At 60.2% G+C, this 14,264-nt stretch carries 11 protein-coding genes and 8 pseudogenes; 2 read left to right on the top strand and 17 right to left on the bottom strand.

Features of this window, described 5'->3' with window-relative positions; all coding sequences use genetic code 11:
- Window positions 1-211 (bottom strand): annotated as a pseudogene (locus tag ACMX3H_RS13080) (transposase); the annotation flags it as partial.
- 191 nt (window positions 212-402) lie between these two features.
- Between ACMX3H_RS13080 and ACMX3H_RS13075 the strand changes: the two are divergent.
- Window positions 403-1,102 (top strand): annotated as a pseudogene (locus ACMX3H_RS13075) (2,3-bisphosphoglycerate-dependent phosphoglycerate mutase); the annotation flags it as partial.
- Between the two features lie 179 nt (window positions 1,103-1,281).
- On the opposite strand, the gene ACMX3H_RS13070 reads toward ACMX3H_RS13075, so the two are convergent.
- Entirely contained in the window at window positions 1,282-1,644 is a 363-nt protein-coding gene (locus ACMX3H_RS13070; protein WP_415211143.1) for an EamA family transporter, read from the bottom strand.
- Entirely contained in the window at window positions 1,533-2,081 is a 549-nt protein-coding gene (locus ACMX3H_RS13065) for an EamA family transporter (RefSeq protein WP_415211141.1), read from the bottom strand. Before ACMX3H_RS13065 ends, ACMX3H_RS13070 begins: the two co-directional genes overlap by 112 nt.
- Before the next feature lie 130 nt (window positions 2,082-2,211).
- On the opposite strand from ACMX3H_RS13065, the gene ACMX3H_RS13060 reads away from it, so the two are divergent.
- The gene (locus tag ACMX3H_RS13060; protein ID WP_415211140.1) at window positions 2,212-2,754 is read left to right on the top strand and encodes a MarR family winged helix-turn-helix transcriptional regulator; all 543 of its coding nucleotides are present in this window, start codon (window positions 2,212-2,214) and stop codon (window positions 2,752-2,754) included.
- A gap of 162 nt (window positions 2,755-2,916) precedes the next feature.
- Here the strand turns inward: ACMX3H_RS13060 and ACMX3H_RS13055 are convergent, their stop codons facing one another.
- The 14 genes and pseudogenes from ACMX3H_RS13055 to ACMX3H_RS12990 form a co-directional block, all read right to left on the bottom strand.
- Entirely contained in the window at window positions 2,917-3,630 is a 714-nt protein-coding gene (locus ACMX3H_RS13055; protein WP_415211139.1) for an amino acid ABC transporter permease, read from the bottom strand.
- Complete coding sequence (locus tag ACMX3H_RS13050) at window positions 3,620-4,378, bottom strand: amino acid ABC transporter permease (RefSeq protein ID WP_415211138.1); 759 nt, start codon at window positions 4,376-4,378, stop codon at window positions 3,620-3,622. The genes ACMX3H_RS13055 and ACMX3H_RS13050 overlap by 11 nt, the downstream gene beginning before the upstream one ends.
- The gene (locus ACMX3H_RS13045; RefSeq protein ID WP_415211142.1) at window positions 4,375-5,166 is read right to left on the bottom strand and encodes an amino acid ABC transporter ATP-binding protein; all 792 of its coding nucleotides are present in this window, start codon (window positions 5,164-5,166) and stop codon (window positions 4,375-4,377) included. Before ACMX3H_RS13045 ends, ACMX3H_RS13050 begins: the two co-directional genes overlap by 4 nt.
- Before the next feature lie 41 nt (window positions 5,167-5,207).
- A complete protein-coding gene (locus ACMX3H_RS13040; protein ID WP_415211137.1) occupies window positions 5,208-6,035 on the bottom strand; it encodes an ABC transporter substrate-binding protein in 828 nt (275 codons plus the stop codon).
- A 631-nt stretch (window positions 6,036-6,666) separates the two neighbouring features.
- The gene (locus ACMX3H_RS13035) at window positions 6,667-7,500 is read right to left on the bottom strand and encodes a methyltransferase domain-containing protein (RefSeq protein WP_415211136.1); all 834 of its coding nucleotides are present in this window, start codon (window positions 7,498-7,500) and stop codon (window positions 6,667-6,669) included.
- 123 nt (window positions 7,501-7,623) lie between these two features.
- Window positions 7,624-8,525: pseudogene (gene dusC, locus ACMX3H_RS13030) on the bottom strand (tRNA dihydrouridine(16) synthase DusC).
- A gap of 221 nt (window positions 8,526-8,746) precedes the next feature.
- Window positions 8,747-9,982: an ATP-dependent RNA helicase RhlE gene (gene rhlE, locus ACMX3H_RS13025; protein WP_415211135.1), complete on the bottom strand. Its 1,236-nt coding sequence runs from the start codon at window positions 9,980-9,982 to the stop codon at window positions 8,747-8,749.
- Between the two features lie 216 nt (window positions 9,983-10,198).
- A pseudogene (gene tcyN / locus ACMX3H_RS13020) lies at window positions 10,199-10,947 on the bottom strand (L-cystine ABC transporter ATP-binding protein TcyN).
- Window positions 10,944-11,919: pseudogene (locus tag ACMX3H_RS13015) on the bottom strand (D-cysteine desulfhydrase). Before ACMX3H_RS13015 ends, tcyN begins: the two co-directional pseudogenes overlap by 4 nt.
- An 18-nt stretch (window positions 11,920-11,937) precedes the next feature.
- The gene (locus ACMX3H_RS13010) at window positions 11,938-12,648 is read right to left on the bottom strand and encodes a Bax inhibitor-1 family protein (protein ID WP_415211134.1); all 711 of its coding nucleotides are present in this window, start codon (window positions 12,646-12,648) and stop codon (window positions 11,938-11,940) included.
- A 152-nt stretch (window positions 12,649-12,800) separates the two neighbouring features.
- Window positions 12,801-13,290: pseudogene (gene moaE, locus ACMX3H_RS13005) on the bottom strand (molybdopterin synthase catalytic subunit MoaE).
- A pseudogene (gene moaD, locus ACMX3H_RS13000) lies at window positions 13,291-13,535 on the bottom strand (molybdopterin synthase sulfur carrier subunit).
- Window positions 13,532-13,804 (bottom strand): annotated as a pseudogene (locus ACMX3H_RS12995) (cyclic pyranopterin monophosphate synthase MoaC); the annotation flags it as partial. The pseudogenes moaD and ACMX3H_RS12995, both read right to left, overlap by 4 nt.
- A gap of 121 nt (window positions 13,805-13,925) precedes the next feature.
- A partial coding sequence (locus ACMX3H_RS12990; RefSeq protein ID WP_415211133.1) for an ATP-binding protein occupies window positions 13,926-14,264 on the bottom strand: 339 nt, incomplete at its 5' end.

The raw sequence follows: 14,264 nt of genomic DNA, 5'->3' as shown, positions 1-14,264 counted from the left end.
GGTGAGTGTAACCGCCAGTAGCTCAGCCTGCTGTGTAGTGGGGATTTTAGGTTGGACACCGAACTTGCCCTGACGGTAGAGCTGGCGCCAGTTGAACAGCAAATTGTCATTGATACCGTTATCCCGTGCCAGCTTGGCAATGCATACGCCGGGGCTGGAGCGCCTGCTCAACCAGCTCAATTTTAAAGTCCAGCGGGAAATTTGGACGACGTCTTGAGGGTTTTGGTGGGGTTTGTTTCATGAATTGCGCCCATTAAAAAAATAATGGACATCATCTCTAATAACTTGATGGGGAATTAACAGACGGCGCTGGGCGTACGCTTACGTTTAAGCCATACTCTGCAGACGTAAAATTGTTAATGTGGCGCTTATGCCCGCCAGGTAACCAAACGATTTATGATAATGACTCCTGCAACGACGGCGACGGCCGCAAAACGTCTGGTGATCGTGCGCCACGGCGAAAGTCTGTGGAATCGGGAAAATCGGTTTACCGGCTGGACCGACATCAAACTGACCGAACGGGGACGAATCGAGGCTATCGAGGCGGCGCGGCTACTGAAACAGCACGGCTACCGCTTCGATTTTGCCTGTACATCGCTGCTGATTCGGGCCGTGTATTCGCTCTGGCTGTTGCTCGATGAACTGGACCAAAGCTGGCTGCCGGAGGAGAAAAGCTGGCGGCTGAACGAGCGCCATTATGGCGCGCTGGAAGGATTAAATAAAGCGGTTACTGCCGGACGATCCGCGCCACCACGGACGCGATGCCCGCTACCGCAGGCTGCCCGCCGCGACCCAACCGCTCAGCGAAAGCCTGGCGGCAACCGAGCAGCGTGTCATCGACTACTGGCGCGAGGTTATCGTGCCCCGGCTGCGGCGCGGTGAACACGTCCTGCTCGTGTCCCATTCCAACGTTATCCGGGCGTTGGTCAAGCACCTGGACGGTCTGGAAGAAGATGCCCTGACGGCGCTGTATATTCCGACCGGCGTGCCTATCGTTTACGAATTCGATGACGAGATAGCGCCGCGTCACCGCTATTTTCTTGGCGATGAACAGGACATTGCCAATCGGATTGCGGAGGTGATCCGTACCGGCAGTAAAAAGTCGTCCGCACCGGCGGTAAAAAGTCGTCCGCCGCGCGGCGGCTCACTCGGGCGTGCCGACCTGACGCCTCATCGGGTCGCGGCGGCGCTTCTGCGACGTTGGCCTTGACCTGCCGCGGACAGTGGCACCCTGCCGTGAGAGCCCGCCAGGATCGATCCCCCCGCCCGCGCGCCGTGCTATCACCGCTGCTGCGGCCTGCCCCCTGGCCTGTCCGCGGCGGCGGCGGGCGGTACGCCCTTAGCCGCTTTTGCACGCACGGGCCGGCGCAGCGCAGTGGGGATTTTCATCAACAGCACTGCGAGCAAAATCAGTGCGATACCGAGCCACTGCGGCCACGACAACCGCTCCGGCAACAGCATGACCCCCAGCATCACCGCGCTCAGCGGATTAAGCAACGACACTATCGACATCACCGCGGGGCCAAAGCGGTTCAGCGCCCATACCCAGCACCAATACGCCAGCGCGCTGTTGGCCAGCACCAGCCAAATGAGTCCCGGCCAGGCGTGTGGCCGCGGCAGGGGCGGCGGCCCCGCCAGCGCCACCGGCAGCAACATGATGCCGCCGAGCAGCAGTGCCAGGCGGTCAGCGCCAGCGCATCCCGGTATTGCCAGCGACTCATCCACAACGTGGACTGGGCAATCAACAGCGTCGCCGCTACCCCGACCAGATCCGGTGACGAGGAGGGATTAAGTAATAACGCCACGCCGGCGATACCGGCCAATGACAGCAGCGCCATCCACCAAGACGGCCTTTTTCCTTCCTGCAGCCAGCGCAGCATCATCATCTGCAGCGGCATGGTGGCGCTTAGTGTGCCGGCAATCGATCCCGGCAACCGGTAGGCGGCGATAAAAAGCAGCAGAAAAAAGGCCGCAATATTGCAAAAGCTTAGCGCCAGCATTTTTTTCGCCGGCAGCGGCGGTTTGGTTGGGTGAATCAGCAACAGCAGAATACCGGCCGGTAGCGCGCGCCAGACCGCCACCCAGACGGGAGATTATTCTTGCAAAAACAATCCGACCGTCGCGTAGGTACTGCCCCACAGTATCGGAGCAAGCAAGGCGGGGAGAATAGGCATTTTATCTTTCCAAAAAGTATCTTTTATAAAAGATATAATGATTGAAACATTTCAGCTTCTCAAGTATCTTTTGATCAATGCACTGTCGGGGGAAATGATGAACCAGGACCATGTCGACCGCGTACTCGAACAATGGCGCAGCCAGCGCCTGGATTTGGATTGCCTGCCCATGGGTCTGGTCGGCCGTCTTGCCCGGATGAATAACCTGATCGGCGCCCAGGTCAATGCGCTCCATGCCCGCGCGGGCATGGAGCCGGTAGAGTTCGATATACTCGCTACCCTGCGCCGCAGCGGGGAAGAGATGACGCCAACCCGGCTGTATCAAACGTTGATGCTATCCTCCGGCGCCATGTCGGTGCGGCTGGACAAGCTACTCACGCGCAGGCTGATTTACCGCCAGCCCCATGAGCACGATCGCCGCAGCTGCAAAGTCGGGTTGACCGACGCTGGGCTGGCGCTCATCGACAGCGCCATGACCGCCCATGTAGAGAATGAACAACGCCTGCTGGCGCCGCTTGATGTGGCGCAGCGCCAGCAGTTAACCGCATTGCTGCGCCATTGGCTGCAGGCGAACGAGTAGCGCCGAAGCAACGCCATCAGAGCGCACGGCATTGCCTATAGCGAGGCCGCCGTTCGCCTCACCCCAATAGCGTTCGCCGGTGCGGGAAGGCCGCAACGCGAAACGGCGTCAGCACGAAAGTCTTATGCAGCGCCACCACTATCCAGGCTGCCGCCGCTCGCCTTAAGCCCCCGGGCGGCGTTCGCCGCCGCGACGCAGCCCGGCGCTGCGACCGGACCAGGCCGCCAACGCGGTGAGCGATGCGCACAAGACATAATACAGCACGCCGACCAGCAAGAAGATTTCGGCCGGATAAATCTGCAGCCGGCTGTTGACCTGGCCTGCCACGGTGGTCAGCTCCGGCACATTGACGATAAACGCCAGCGACGTATCCTTAATCAGCGACGTTAGCAAACCGGTCCAGGAGGGCAACAAATTCGGCCAGGCCTGGGGCAGCAGAATCAACCGCAGGACGTGCCAATGGCTAAGACCGCTGGCCAACCCGGCTTCCACCTGACCCGTCGGTAAGGCCCGCAGACCGGCCAGCGTCGCGTGCATGACCGCCGCGGAGGTAAACCAGGCCAGCGCCAGCGTGACGGTTACCGCACCGGGCAGAGAATGGCCGAACGCCACCGGCAGCAGGAAGTAAAGCCAGAAAATCACGAAAATGAGCGGGATACCGCGGATAAGATCCGCCCAGACAAACAGTAAGCGACGCGTCCAGCCGGCGTAACGCCAGGCCACCGCCGCTAGCAGCACACCCAGTGCCAGGGCGATGACGCCCGCAGCAAGCGCTATCAGGATCGTTAGCAGCAGGCCGCCGGGTTCCCCTTCCGCCACCCTGCCCCAAAGCAGATACGTCAGATTATCCTGCACCACCGCCCAATTAAAATTCATGACCGGCCTCCCGCGCACCGCGCCGATGCGGCCGTGGGCCCAGCTGCAGCAAAATTGCGCCCATCGCCAGCCCCAGCAGCAGATACAGCGCGGTACCGACGGCGAACCCCTCCAGCGCGTGGGCATTGTAACTTTCAATCTGGCTGATGTAATAAGTCAACTCGCCAAAGCCGATGGCGGACGCCAGGGAGGAGAGCTTCATCAAGTTGAGGTATTGACCAACCAGGGGCTGCCAAGCGTTACGCACCCCCTGCGGCAGGAGGATGTAACGCAGCATCGCCAGGCGGCTGAAACCTTGCGCGATCGCCGCTTCGCGCTGCCCCGCCGGCAGGGCGTTAAGCCCCGCCTGCAACTCTTCAAGCAGGTAAGCCGCGCTGAACACCGCCAACCCCCAGGCGGCGCAGATAAACTCCGGCGTCAGCCAAGGAAGATTGCCGAGCAATGTCGCCCAGCGGTGGTCGTCGGCCAAATAGTCGCGCCAACCGACCGGCAGCGCGCTCCAGGCGGCAAAATACCAAAAAAACAGCTGTACCAGCAAAGGCGTATTGCGAAAGAGCGAAACCCAGCCCGCCACCAGCAACAGCCCGGTACGGCCCGGCATCATACGCAGCGCCAAGAGCAGCAGCAGCATCACCGTGGCCAAAAGCGACCCCACCAACGTCACCAGCAAGGTAGTGACAAAGCCGGTACCAATCCACGCCAACGGCTGACCGTTCAGCACGCCGGCCCAATCAGGATGCCAAATCATAAGGGTGTCGGCTCCCCGGTGCCGAGCGGCGACAGCACCCTTTCCAGAAAACGTTGGGCGCGGGGATGCTGCGGCCGGGTGAAGAATAACGCCGGCTCGGCCTGCTCGAGGATCTCGCCGCCGTCCATGAATACCACCCGATCGGCTATCTCACGGGCGAACTGCATCTCATGGGTGACTACAATCATGGTCATCCCGCTGCCGGCCAAATCGCGCATCACCGCCAACACTTCGCCGATCATCTCGGAGTCCAGCGCCGAGGTAGGTTCATCGAACAAAATAATATCGGCATCGGTGGCCAACACGCGCGCGATAGCCACCCGCTGCTGCTGGCCCCCCGAAAGCTGATGGGGGAAATGCTGCGCCTTGTCCGCCAATCCGACCTGGCGCAGCTTCTCGCGCGCGTGCTGATGCGCCGCGGCCACGCTCAACTTCTGAATTTTGATAAGGGCCAGCGCGACATTATCCAGTGCAGTCAGATGGGTATAGAGATTAAACTGCTGAAAGACGAAACCAATGCCGGTACGCAGCGCCCGCAGTTGTCGGCCGCGCAGTCCGGCGGTGGAGCGCTGGTGAACAAAAATCTCGCCGCTGCTCAGGGTTTCAAGCTGATTGATGAGGCGGATCAAGGTGGACTTACCGGAGCCTGACGGCCCGCAGATCGCCACCACTTCCCCTGCGTTTACTTGGAAATTGATATCCCGCAGCACCGACTGCTGGCCGAAAACTTTGCCCACCCGGCGAAACTCCACCGCTACCGAAACATCGCCCGCCCCCGGCGGCAACATTGCCGCCGGGACATATAATGACTTCACCACGGCACCGCCTGTTAACGGGAGGTTATGGTGAACGACCGCGGTTGCGGCGCCGGGGATTGCGGTCCAAACCAGCTGTTGTAAATCCGCTGTGCCTCCCCGCTATGTTCAAGCGCGATAAGCTGCTGATTGACAGCGTTCAACAGCGCGCCCTCCCCTTTTTTAACGCCGATGCCGATTTGCTCCTCGCTTAGCAACTCCGGCAAAATCTTGTAGTTTGCCTTATCCGGCGCGCCGGCCAACAGCCCCGCCAGAATGGTGCTGTCCTGGGTGATGGCTTTGACATTGCCGTTGCGCAGCGCCGACAGCGCCAGCGGAATATCGTCATAGGCCAGTACCCGGGCTTTGGGAAAACGGTGATGCAGCGCCTGTTCGCCGGTTGTGCCCTTCACGGCGCCGATCCTGGCCGAGGCATAGTCCTCCAGCTTATCCGACGACGCGGCCGGCACCAGGAATTGCTGACCGGTGACAAAGTAAGGAATTGAGAAATCAATCACTTGTGCCCGCTCAGGCGTAATCGTAATGTCGGCAATAATCAGATCGGCCTTGCCAGACTGCAGCAAGGGTATGCGGTTGGCGGGATTGGTGGGCACCAGCGCCAGTTTCACGCCGAGCGCATCGGCGATGGCGCGGGCGAAATCCACGTCATAACCGACAATACGATAGGTTTTGGCATCAATGGCGCCAAACGGCGGATTGGCGTCGAAGGTGGCGACGCGCACTACCCCCGCGCGCTGAATGTCCGCCAACTGATCCGCCCGCGCCGCCAGGGGAGCGAGACTTAACATAAGCAGGGCGCCCGCCGCCCTGGTCAACCTGGAGTTCTGCCTAAAATAAGCCATCGGTTTTCCTTATCGATCTTATTATCACCTGAGCGCAAACGCCCATCCTGGGAGTAATTGATGGTGGGGCGTCACGCCCCGCCCACAGCACTTCCGCCCGAAATCAGAGTGTTACACAGGATCCTCGCCGCCACTACGTACTTAAGCGCATAACATTATTCTGTCTGGTCATAAGAAAACGCTATGACCACTTTTATACGCTGCGCCATGGACAACATGCTAGCGTGAAAGAGAGACCCGCCTTTCGCGCCACTGGCGCCGGCCGGCTTTGGTAAAGCCGTCGTGGCGCGCAACCCAACGGTTTTGCGGTCATATCCAGGCCAATACTCCCTGGGCAAAAAAGGCGGCCGTCACCACGTTCTAGATCGATAGCCGAGAACGGGGATCCTCAAGCCTGTAGGTGCTGCAAAACATGACATGCGCCGTCACGGTGGCGGGCGGCAAAGGCGGAACCACGCGCGGTCCCCTTATTTGACCACCGGTGGATGAAGATGACGCTCACCCTCGACCGGCTAGCGGTGGATGGCGGGATAAGAAGCAATGCCGACCTGGCGAGGGGTGAGCCAAGCGCCCGCCCAAAAGGGGCCGCGGCCCGTGTTTCAGCCGTTAGAGGGAAAGAGCACGCGCCACGTCAAACGCGCGGGTCGCCGGCAGGCGCACCTGATGCGCCCGGGCCGGGATGAGAGAGCGCCGGTTCGCCCAGTTTGGTCAGTTGGATATAAAAATCATCCTCGTACTGCTGCGGGGCGGACACCGCGACGTTCAAAATGCCCAGTTCAACCACCTCGGCCAATATCGCCACGGCGCTTTCGGGAGTGAAAACCGAGCAGTGGGCATCAAAATAGTGGCCGGTAGTCCAGGCGTTCAGCACGAATTCCAGCGCCTGCTGCTGCGTATAATGCGGGCACCGGGTGTTCTGGTAGGCTTCGGGGGTCAAATCCTTCAACCGCTCATACATCTCACCGTCGTCGGAAGTGCAATGGTGCAGGAAATCATACAGCTGCGGCGGCGCCGGTATCCGCTGGCGAGTCAACCACCATTGCAACCACTGCGCCGCGCTGCTGGTTTGACGAAACCGGTCAAAACAATAGCGTTTATTGGGCAATACCAGTGAAAAAATCGCCCCGTCGTTGAGTACCGCCAGCACCTCCAGTATCCACCCCAGCGGATCCGGGACATTCTCCAGAACGTGCGAGGCCACCGCCCAGTCGAACCGCTGGTGGCTCGGCACGCAGCTAGCCAGCGTGGTGTGGGGATGCCAGATAAAATCAATGTCGACGATGTCATCATGTTCATAATGCGCGTGTTTTTGCCGGGAATCCTCCGCCGAAGTGTAATCGGTATAGCACACATTGTGCAGCGCTTTATCCGTGGCGGGACGAAACAGCGGCGAAATCTCCAGGCCGGGGAGTTGTACGGGCAAATTTTGCAAAATAACTGTCTTGCGCAACGCGTTGTCTTTCATGATCGTCCTTTGAACAGGCAAGCGAGACTGGTGAGCGCGGCAATGCCGCGCTCAATACGTAGGAAAGGATAGTGGCCGGCGTGGAAACAGGTCAGGAAAGAGGTGTTTGCCCGCGGCAGAAAGTCATTGCGCTTGGTCGGAAAGGCGGCTGAGCACATCACCTATCGCCGAAGAGGTTTTCAGCGCGCGAAGCGTGCTAAACAGCTCGCCGGCTTCGGCATACTGCTTGCGCAAATAGTTAAGCCACTGTTTGATGCGCGCGACATGATACAGCCCGGTATCACCCTGTTTTTCCATGCGGCTGTATTTTTGCAGCAGTCTGACTACCTGTGGCCAGGACAGCGGCGGCGCTTGGTATTTGACCACTCGGCTCAGGTTGGGCACGCTGAGCGCCGCGTCCAATCATCAGCGACTGACACCCGGAGACCGCCAGGCACAATTGTCCGCTCCGCCAATCCATGACCTCGCCATTAGCGATAACGGAAATGCGTAAACGCTGGCGGATCGCCGCGATGGCCGGCCAGTCGATGCTTTCGGCACGGTAAACATCCGCTTTGGTGCGGCCGTGTACCGCGATTTCCAGGCTGCGGCCGGTGGAATCCCAGCCCAGGCGTACCTTGACCGAGACCGGCAGGAACCGCCGCGCGTATCGCTTTCGCGGCCTGATAAATCAGCTCAGGATCTTTTAGCAGCGTCGCGCCGCCTCCGCTGCCGTTGACGGTTTTCGACGGGCAGCCGCAGTTGAGATCGACACCCCAGGATCCCAACGCCGCCGCCCGCCAGGCATTCTCCGCCAGCCAAGGCGGACTTTGCCCCAGCAGTTGCACCCGCACGGGGGTGCTGTCAGGCGTCCGGCTGTCTCGGTGCAATTCAGGGCAGAGCCGGTAGAAAGATTTTTCCGACAGCAGACCGTCCACCACCCGCAAAAATTCGGTGATGCACAAATCGTAATCATTTATTTCGCACAACAGCTCGCGGACCAGCGCGTCAAGCACACCTTCCATCGGAGCCAACACGACACGCATAACGCCACCCGATTAATAGCAGGGGCGCAAGTAGTAGGGGAAAACCGCCGCGAAAAGCAACAGATAAGCGCAAGCGCCCAGGGCATGCGCCAAGCACATGCGGCGCGTCGGCCGCCAGCTGTCGGCCGGGAAAAAGCCACCGCCGGGGCCTGGCTAACTTGCCCCGGAGTGCGAGGCGCAGAGCACTGACGCCCGCCGCGCGGGCATCAGTTTACCGGGCATTATCGATTGCCGCTGTGCGTGCCGCCGTTACCGGCATAATTGCCGCCGCGACCGCTACCCCGCCCCTGCTGGATGGACTCAGCTTTGATGCTAGGGTCTGGATCGTAGCCCGGTAACGCGATGCGCGGGATCGGCTTTTTCAGCAAACGCTCGATATCGCGCAGCAGGCCCAGCTCATCGACACACACCAGCGACAGCGCTTCGCCGGTGGCCGCCGCGCGGCCGGTGCGCCCGATGCGATGAACATAATCTTCCGCCACCTGGGGCAACTCATAGTTTACCACGTGCGGCAGCAGATCAATATCCAGACCGCGGGCGGCAATATCGGTCGCCACCAGGACGCGGATGCCGCCCTGTTTGAAATCCACCAGCGCCCGGGTACGTGCGCCCTGGCTCTTGTTGCCGTGGATCGCGGCGGCGGTGATGCCGTCCTTGTTAAGCTGCTCCGCCAGATGGTTGGCGCCGTGCTTAGTGCGGGTAAACACCAGCACCTGCTGCCAGTTGTTACGACCGATCATGTCAGAGAGCAGCTCGCGCTTGCGCTTCTTATCGACCATGTGCACAAACTGGGTTATTTGCTCGGACGCGGTATTGCGACGCGCCACCTCAACCGACGCCGGATTATCCAGCAGGCTGTTCGCCAGCGTTTTAATTTCATCGGAGAAGGTCGCGGAAAACATCAGACTCTGACGTTTTGTCGGCAGCAGCTTCATCACCCTGCGAATATCGTGAATGAAGCCCATATCCAGCATGCGGTCGGCCTCATCCAGCACCAGGATTTCCACCTGGGAAAGATCGACCGCACGCTGCTGAGCCAAATCCAACAGACGCCCTGGCGTCGCCACCAGCACTTCCACGCCGCCACGCAATTTCATCATCTGCGGGTTGATGCTGACACCACCGAACACCACCAGAGAGCGCAGGCCGAGATGGGAGCTGTACTCGGTAATATTTTCGCCGATCTGCGCCGCCAGCTCACGGGTCGGCGTCAGAATAAGCGCCCGTACAGGCCGGCGCTGTTTACCGGTCGGCGCTGGGCGCTGGTCGAGCAATTGCAGTATCGGTAAGGTAAAGGCGGCGGTTTTGCCGGTGCCGGTCTGGGCACTGGCCATGATATCGCGGCCTTGTAATACATAAGGGATGGCTTGTTGCTGAACCGGCGTCGGTTCGAGATAGCCCTTTTCCGCTAATGCGCGCAAAATCTCGGCACTCAGGCCAAGTGAATCAAATGACATAAACTGAAAAACTCCAGATCCGCCCCGACGACGCCGGCCGAAACCGCGCTCAGGGAGATAATCAGATGGGAGGCAAAGCCTTACCATGGTGAACGGACAAAACAACGATAGCGGGATTGTAGCAAAATATCCGGCCGTTGGGCACGAGTATCCGGTAAATAACTGTAATCCTTCCCGCCGCAGCGGCGATAAGCGCGGCGCGGCGGGCCCGCGCGACTAAGCGCCGAGAAATTTATTGAGAAATAGCCAGGGGCGCTCATGGCCAGGATGCGCGAAGACCTCGCGCGCGGGGCCTTACTCAACGATGTTGCCCTCATCCATGAAAATCGCGCGGTCGGCGACATCGCGGGCGGACCCCATCTCGTGGGTAACGATAACCATGGTGCGCCGCTCCTCGGCCAGCGCGCGGAGCGTGCTCAGCACTTCACCCACCAGTTCAGGATCCAGCGCCGAGGTGGGTTCGTCGAACAAAATCACCACCGGGCGCATCGCCAGCGCGCGGGCGATAGCCACCCGCTGCTGCTGGCCGCCGGAAAGCCGTTTGGGGAAGGCCTCTTCTTTACCGCTCAGCCCGACCTTGGCCAACAGTTCCCGCGCGCGACCACCTCCTCGCGCGGCTCCTTCTTCACCACCAGCGGCCCCTCGATGATATTGTCGAGCACCGAGCGATGCGGGAACAGGTTGAAATTTTGAAACACAAACCCTACCTGCTGGCGCAGGGCGCGGATCTGCCCTTTCTGGCCGCTGAGGGGACGGTTAGCGTCAATGGTAATATCGCCCACCTGAATGCTGCCGCCGTCCGGCGTTTCCAGCAGGTTGATACTGCGCAGTAACGTGGTTTTACCGGATCCGCTCGGGCCGACGATGGCCAGCACTTCGCCGGGATTCACCGCGAGGTCGATACCGTTGAGCACCCTATGGTCGTTGAATGACTTCACCAGGCCTTTAACTTCAATAGCGCTCATCGGGTCTCCAAATGATGATAAGCAAACAACGCCGGCGCGCCGCCGGTATGTACGAACACCAGTGGCCCGTCGGGGAAGCGACCGCGTTCCAGGCCGTCAATAAGCCCCGCCATCGCCTTGCCGGTATACACCGGGTCCAGCACGATGCCTCCAGACGCGCCATCAGCGCAATCGCTTCGCGCCCCTCGTCGTTGGCTACGCCATAGCCGGGGGCATAATACTCGTCCCAGAAGGAAATTTCCGCCACCGGCGGCGCCAGCGACAATTGTTCGCTCGCCTGCGCGATGAGTCCCGCAATGAGGGGGCGCTGCTGTTCCGCGCGGCGCGAAACGGTAACGCCGATGAGCGCCGTTTCCGGCAGCACGGCGGTCAACCCGACCGCCAGCCCCGCATGCGGGCCGCCGCTGCCCGAAGGCACCACCACCACCGCGTCCGGCTGAATCACTCCCTGGCACTGATGGGCAATTTCCAGCGCGCAACCGGCATAGCCGAGCGAACCCAGCGCGTTGGAGCCGCCCACCGGCACGACATAAGGTCGGAAACCCTGCGCCTCCAGACGCAGGGCTGAGTGAGGGCTTCGCACAAGATGACCTCGCACTGAAACAAATCCAGCAGCAGACGGTTGCCGTTGGTCAGGTAGTTACCGCTGTCGGTGCCGGTCGGGTTTTCCAGCAGCGCGACGCAATGCAACCCGAGCTTGGCCGCCAGCGCCGCCGTCTGCCGCACGTGGTTGGACTGGATGATGCCGGCGGTAAGCAGCGTATCGGCGCCCTGACGCAGGGCATCGGCGGCGAGAAACTCCAGCTTGCGCAGCTTGTTGCCGCCCAGGCCCAGCGGAGTGAGATCATCGCACTTGATGAAAATATCCCGCGCGAGAAAATCCGACAGCCGGGGGAGATGCTCGAGCGGCGTCGGCGGGCCGATAATATCCAGCCGGGGAATAGCGGCCAACCGTTGGGCAAGATCGCACATGATATCAATAGCTCCGGCTTAACGGCGGTTGCCGAAAATACGCAGCAGCATCAAAAACAGATTGATGAAATCTAAATACAGGCTCAGGGCGCCGACGATGGAATATTTGCGGAACTGGTCTTTGTTTTCCAACGACAGCTGCGCGCCCATGTTTTTCAGTTTCTGGGTGTCATAGGCGGTCAGTCCCACGAAGACCAGCACGCCGATATAGGTCACCGCCCACATCAACGCGGTGCTTTTCAGCCAGATATTCACCAGCGATGCCAGCACGATACCGATGAGCGCCATGAACAGCAGGTTGCCAAAGCTGCTCAAATCCCGCTTGGTGGTATAGCCATAAAGCGTCATGGCGCCAAACATGCCGGCGGTCACCACAAAGGTGCTGGCGATGGAGGACACGGTGTAGACGATGAAAATGCTGGCAAGCGTCAACCCGGTCAGGGCGGAATAAAGCATGAAAAGCGATGTCGCCACCGCCCCGCTGAGGCGGTTAATCATGCCCGAAATGACAAATACCAGCGCCAATTGGGCAATGATCAGACCAAAAAAGGTTATCTGGCTTGAGAAAATGAATTGCAGCAGCACCGGCGTGCGGGAGGCGTACCAGGCTACGAAGGCGGTTAACAGCAATCCGCAGGTCATCCAGCCGTAGACCTGCGCCATAAACGGCTGCACCGCGCTATTGGCGCGTTCTACGATGGAGCCCTGAGAGCGGGGAAAGCGGTCCATGACTATCACCTTTGTGGTAGCGAAATATTCTAGGCCGCACGCGGGCGAAACATCCCAGGCCGCGCGGACGACCCACCTTAGCCAAGCATACCATAAAAGTGCGGTCGGCGAAGAAGATCCCCTTCGTCCGCGGCGCCCCGCGCGGCAAATACTCAGCCGATACCGTCTGTCTCACCCGGCGGGTGATCCTCCCCCCTGCGTTCGGCCGCCCGCTGGTCGCTGGCGCGCGCATCCAACCAGCGGCTGCCGGCGGGGGTGGTTTCCCGTTTCCAGAACGGCGCTCGGGTTTTAAGCAGATCTATCATATATTCGGCGGCGCTGAATGCCGCGGCGCGGTGGGCACCGTTCACGCCGACGAAGACGATGCGCTCGCCGGCACCGAGCTCGCCGACGCGGTGCAGCAGCGCGACCCGCGTCAGCGGCCAGCGCACGCGCCTGCGCCGCGATTTTCGCCTGCGCTTTTTCGGTCATGCCCGGATAATGTTCCAGGGTCAACGTACTGACATCGGCGCCCAGATTATGGTTGCGCACTTTGCCGGTAAACGTGACTACCGCACCATCGGTATCACTGGCGGACAACCAGCCATACAACGCCGCCACGTCGAAATCCCGCACGCCGACCTCAATTAAGGTACCGTCCATTCAGCCTCCGGTGACCGGCGGGAAAAACGCCACTTCATCGCCGGCGGCCAGTGGGTGATCCGCCGGCACCAGCGCTTGATTGACCGCCGCCAGCAATTTGCACGGCTCCAGCGCAGCGTCCAGCGGTCGCCGCGCGCCGCCAGCGCCTGGCGCAGGGCCTCCACGGTGGGGAAACCCGCTTCGAGCGTCAAGCGCTCGGCGCCGGTTAGCTCGCGGACCTGGGCAAAAAACAACACCGTAATCACGCGTCGTCCCCCGTAAAATCGCCGGATTTGCCGCCGCTTTTGGCCAACAGCCTCACCGGGCCGATAACCATATCCTTCTGCACCGCCTTGCACATATCGTAAATCGTCAGGGCGGCCACCGAGGCCGTGGTCAGCGCCTCCATCTCCACGCCGGTTTTACCGGTCAGGCGGCAGAGTGCTTCAATTCGCCCGCGGTGCCGCTCGGTGTCCGCGGTGAGCAGCACCTCTACCTTGCTGAGCAACAGCGGATGGCACAAAGGGATCAGCTCCTGCAGATTCCGACGTATCCGATCATCTGTTCCGGCGACATCCGATCAGTTATTCCGATATTTTCCGATCACCCATTCCAGTGATATTCGATCACATGTTCGCTCATCTTCTGACTCAGTTTTAGTCTATTTTTCCTGTGCTGGCTACTCCTTGCTCTTTGCGTAGTGATTCGCCTTTAAGCTCCAGTCGATAGCTGGGGTGTACTAGCCGATCGAGTAACGCGTCAGCTGCCGTGGGGTTTTCTATCAGTCCATACCATTTTTTTACCGGCAGTTGACTGATCAGGATACTGCTGCTTTTGTCGTAACGATCTTCCATCACCTCCAACAGCATCGTTGCCTGTATCGGACTCATTGATTCCAGGCCCAAGTCGTCCAAGAGCAGTAACTCTATTTTTTCTAACTGCTTAAGCTGTTTTAGGTAGGTTCCGTCTAGCTGGCACTGGTGAAGATGGGCCAG

This window comes from Sodalis sp. (in: enterobacteria) (assembly GCF_047607725.1).
Lineage (GTDB): Bacteria > Pseudomonadota > Gammaproteobacteria > Enterobacterales > Enterobacteriaceae > JBLKSS01.
The sequence above is the reverse complement of the archived record's forward strand: the minus strand, read 5'-3'. Positions and strand labels throughout refer to the sequence as shown.

Excerpts from the sequence above, each read along its gene's own strand:
- ACMX3H_RS13045 (WP_415211142.1), bottom strand. The coding sequence starts at position 5,166 with ATGTTGCCGCCGGGGGCGGGCGATGTTTCGGTAGCGGTGGAGTTTCGC.
- ACMX3H_RS13060 (WP_415211140.1), top strand. The coding sequence starts at position 2,212 with ATGATTGAAACATTTCAGCTTCTCAAGTATCTTTTGATCAATGCACTG.
- ACMX3H_RS13055 (WP_415211139.1), bottom strand. The coding sequence starts at position 3,630 with ATGAATTTTAATTGGGCGGTGGTGCAGGATAATCTGACGTATCTGCTT.
- rhlE (WP_415211135.1), bottom strand. The coding sequence starts at position 9,982 with ATGTCATTTGATTCACTTGGCCTGAGTGCCGAGATTTTGCGCGCATTA.
- ACMX3H_RS13035 (WP_415211136.1), bottom strand. The coding sequence starts at position 7,500 with ATGAAAGACAACGCGTTGCGCAAGACAGTTATTTTGCAAAATTTGCCC.
- ACMX3H_RS13010 (WP_415211134.1), bottom strand. The coding sequence starts at position 12,648 with ATGGACCGCTTTCCCCGCTCTCAGGGCTCCATCGTAGAACGCGCCAAT.
- ACMX3H_RS13050 (WP_415211138.1), bottom strand. The coding sequence starts at position 4,378 with ATGATTTGGCATCCTGATTGGGCCGGCGTGCTGAACGGTCAGCCGTTG.
- ACMX3H_RS13040 (WP_415211137.1), bottom strand. The coding sequence starts at position 6,035 with ATGGCTTATTTTAGGCAGAACTCCAGGTTGACCAGGGCGGCGGGCGCC.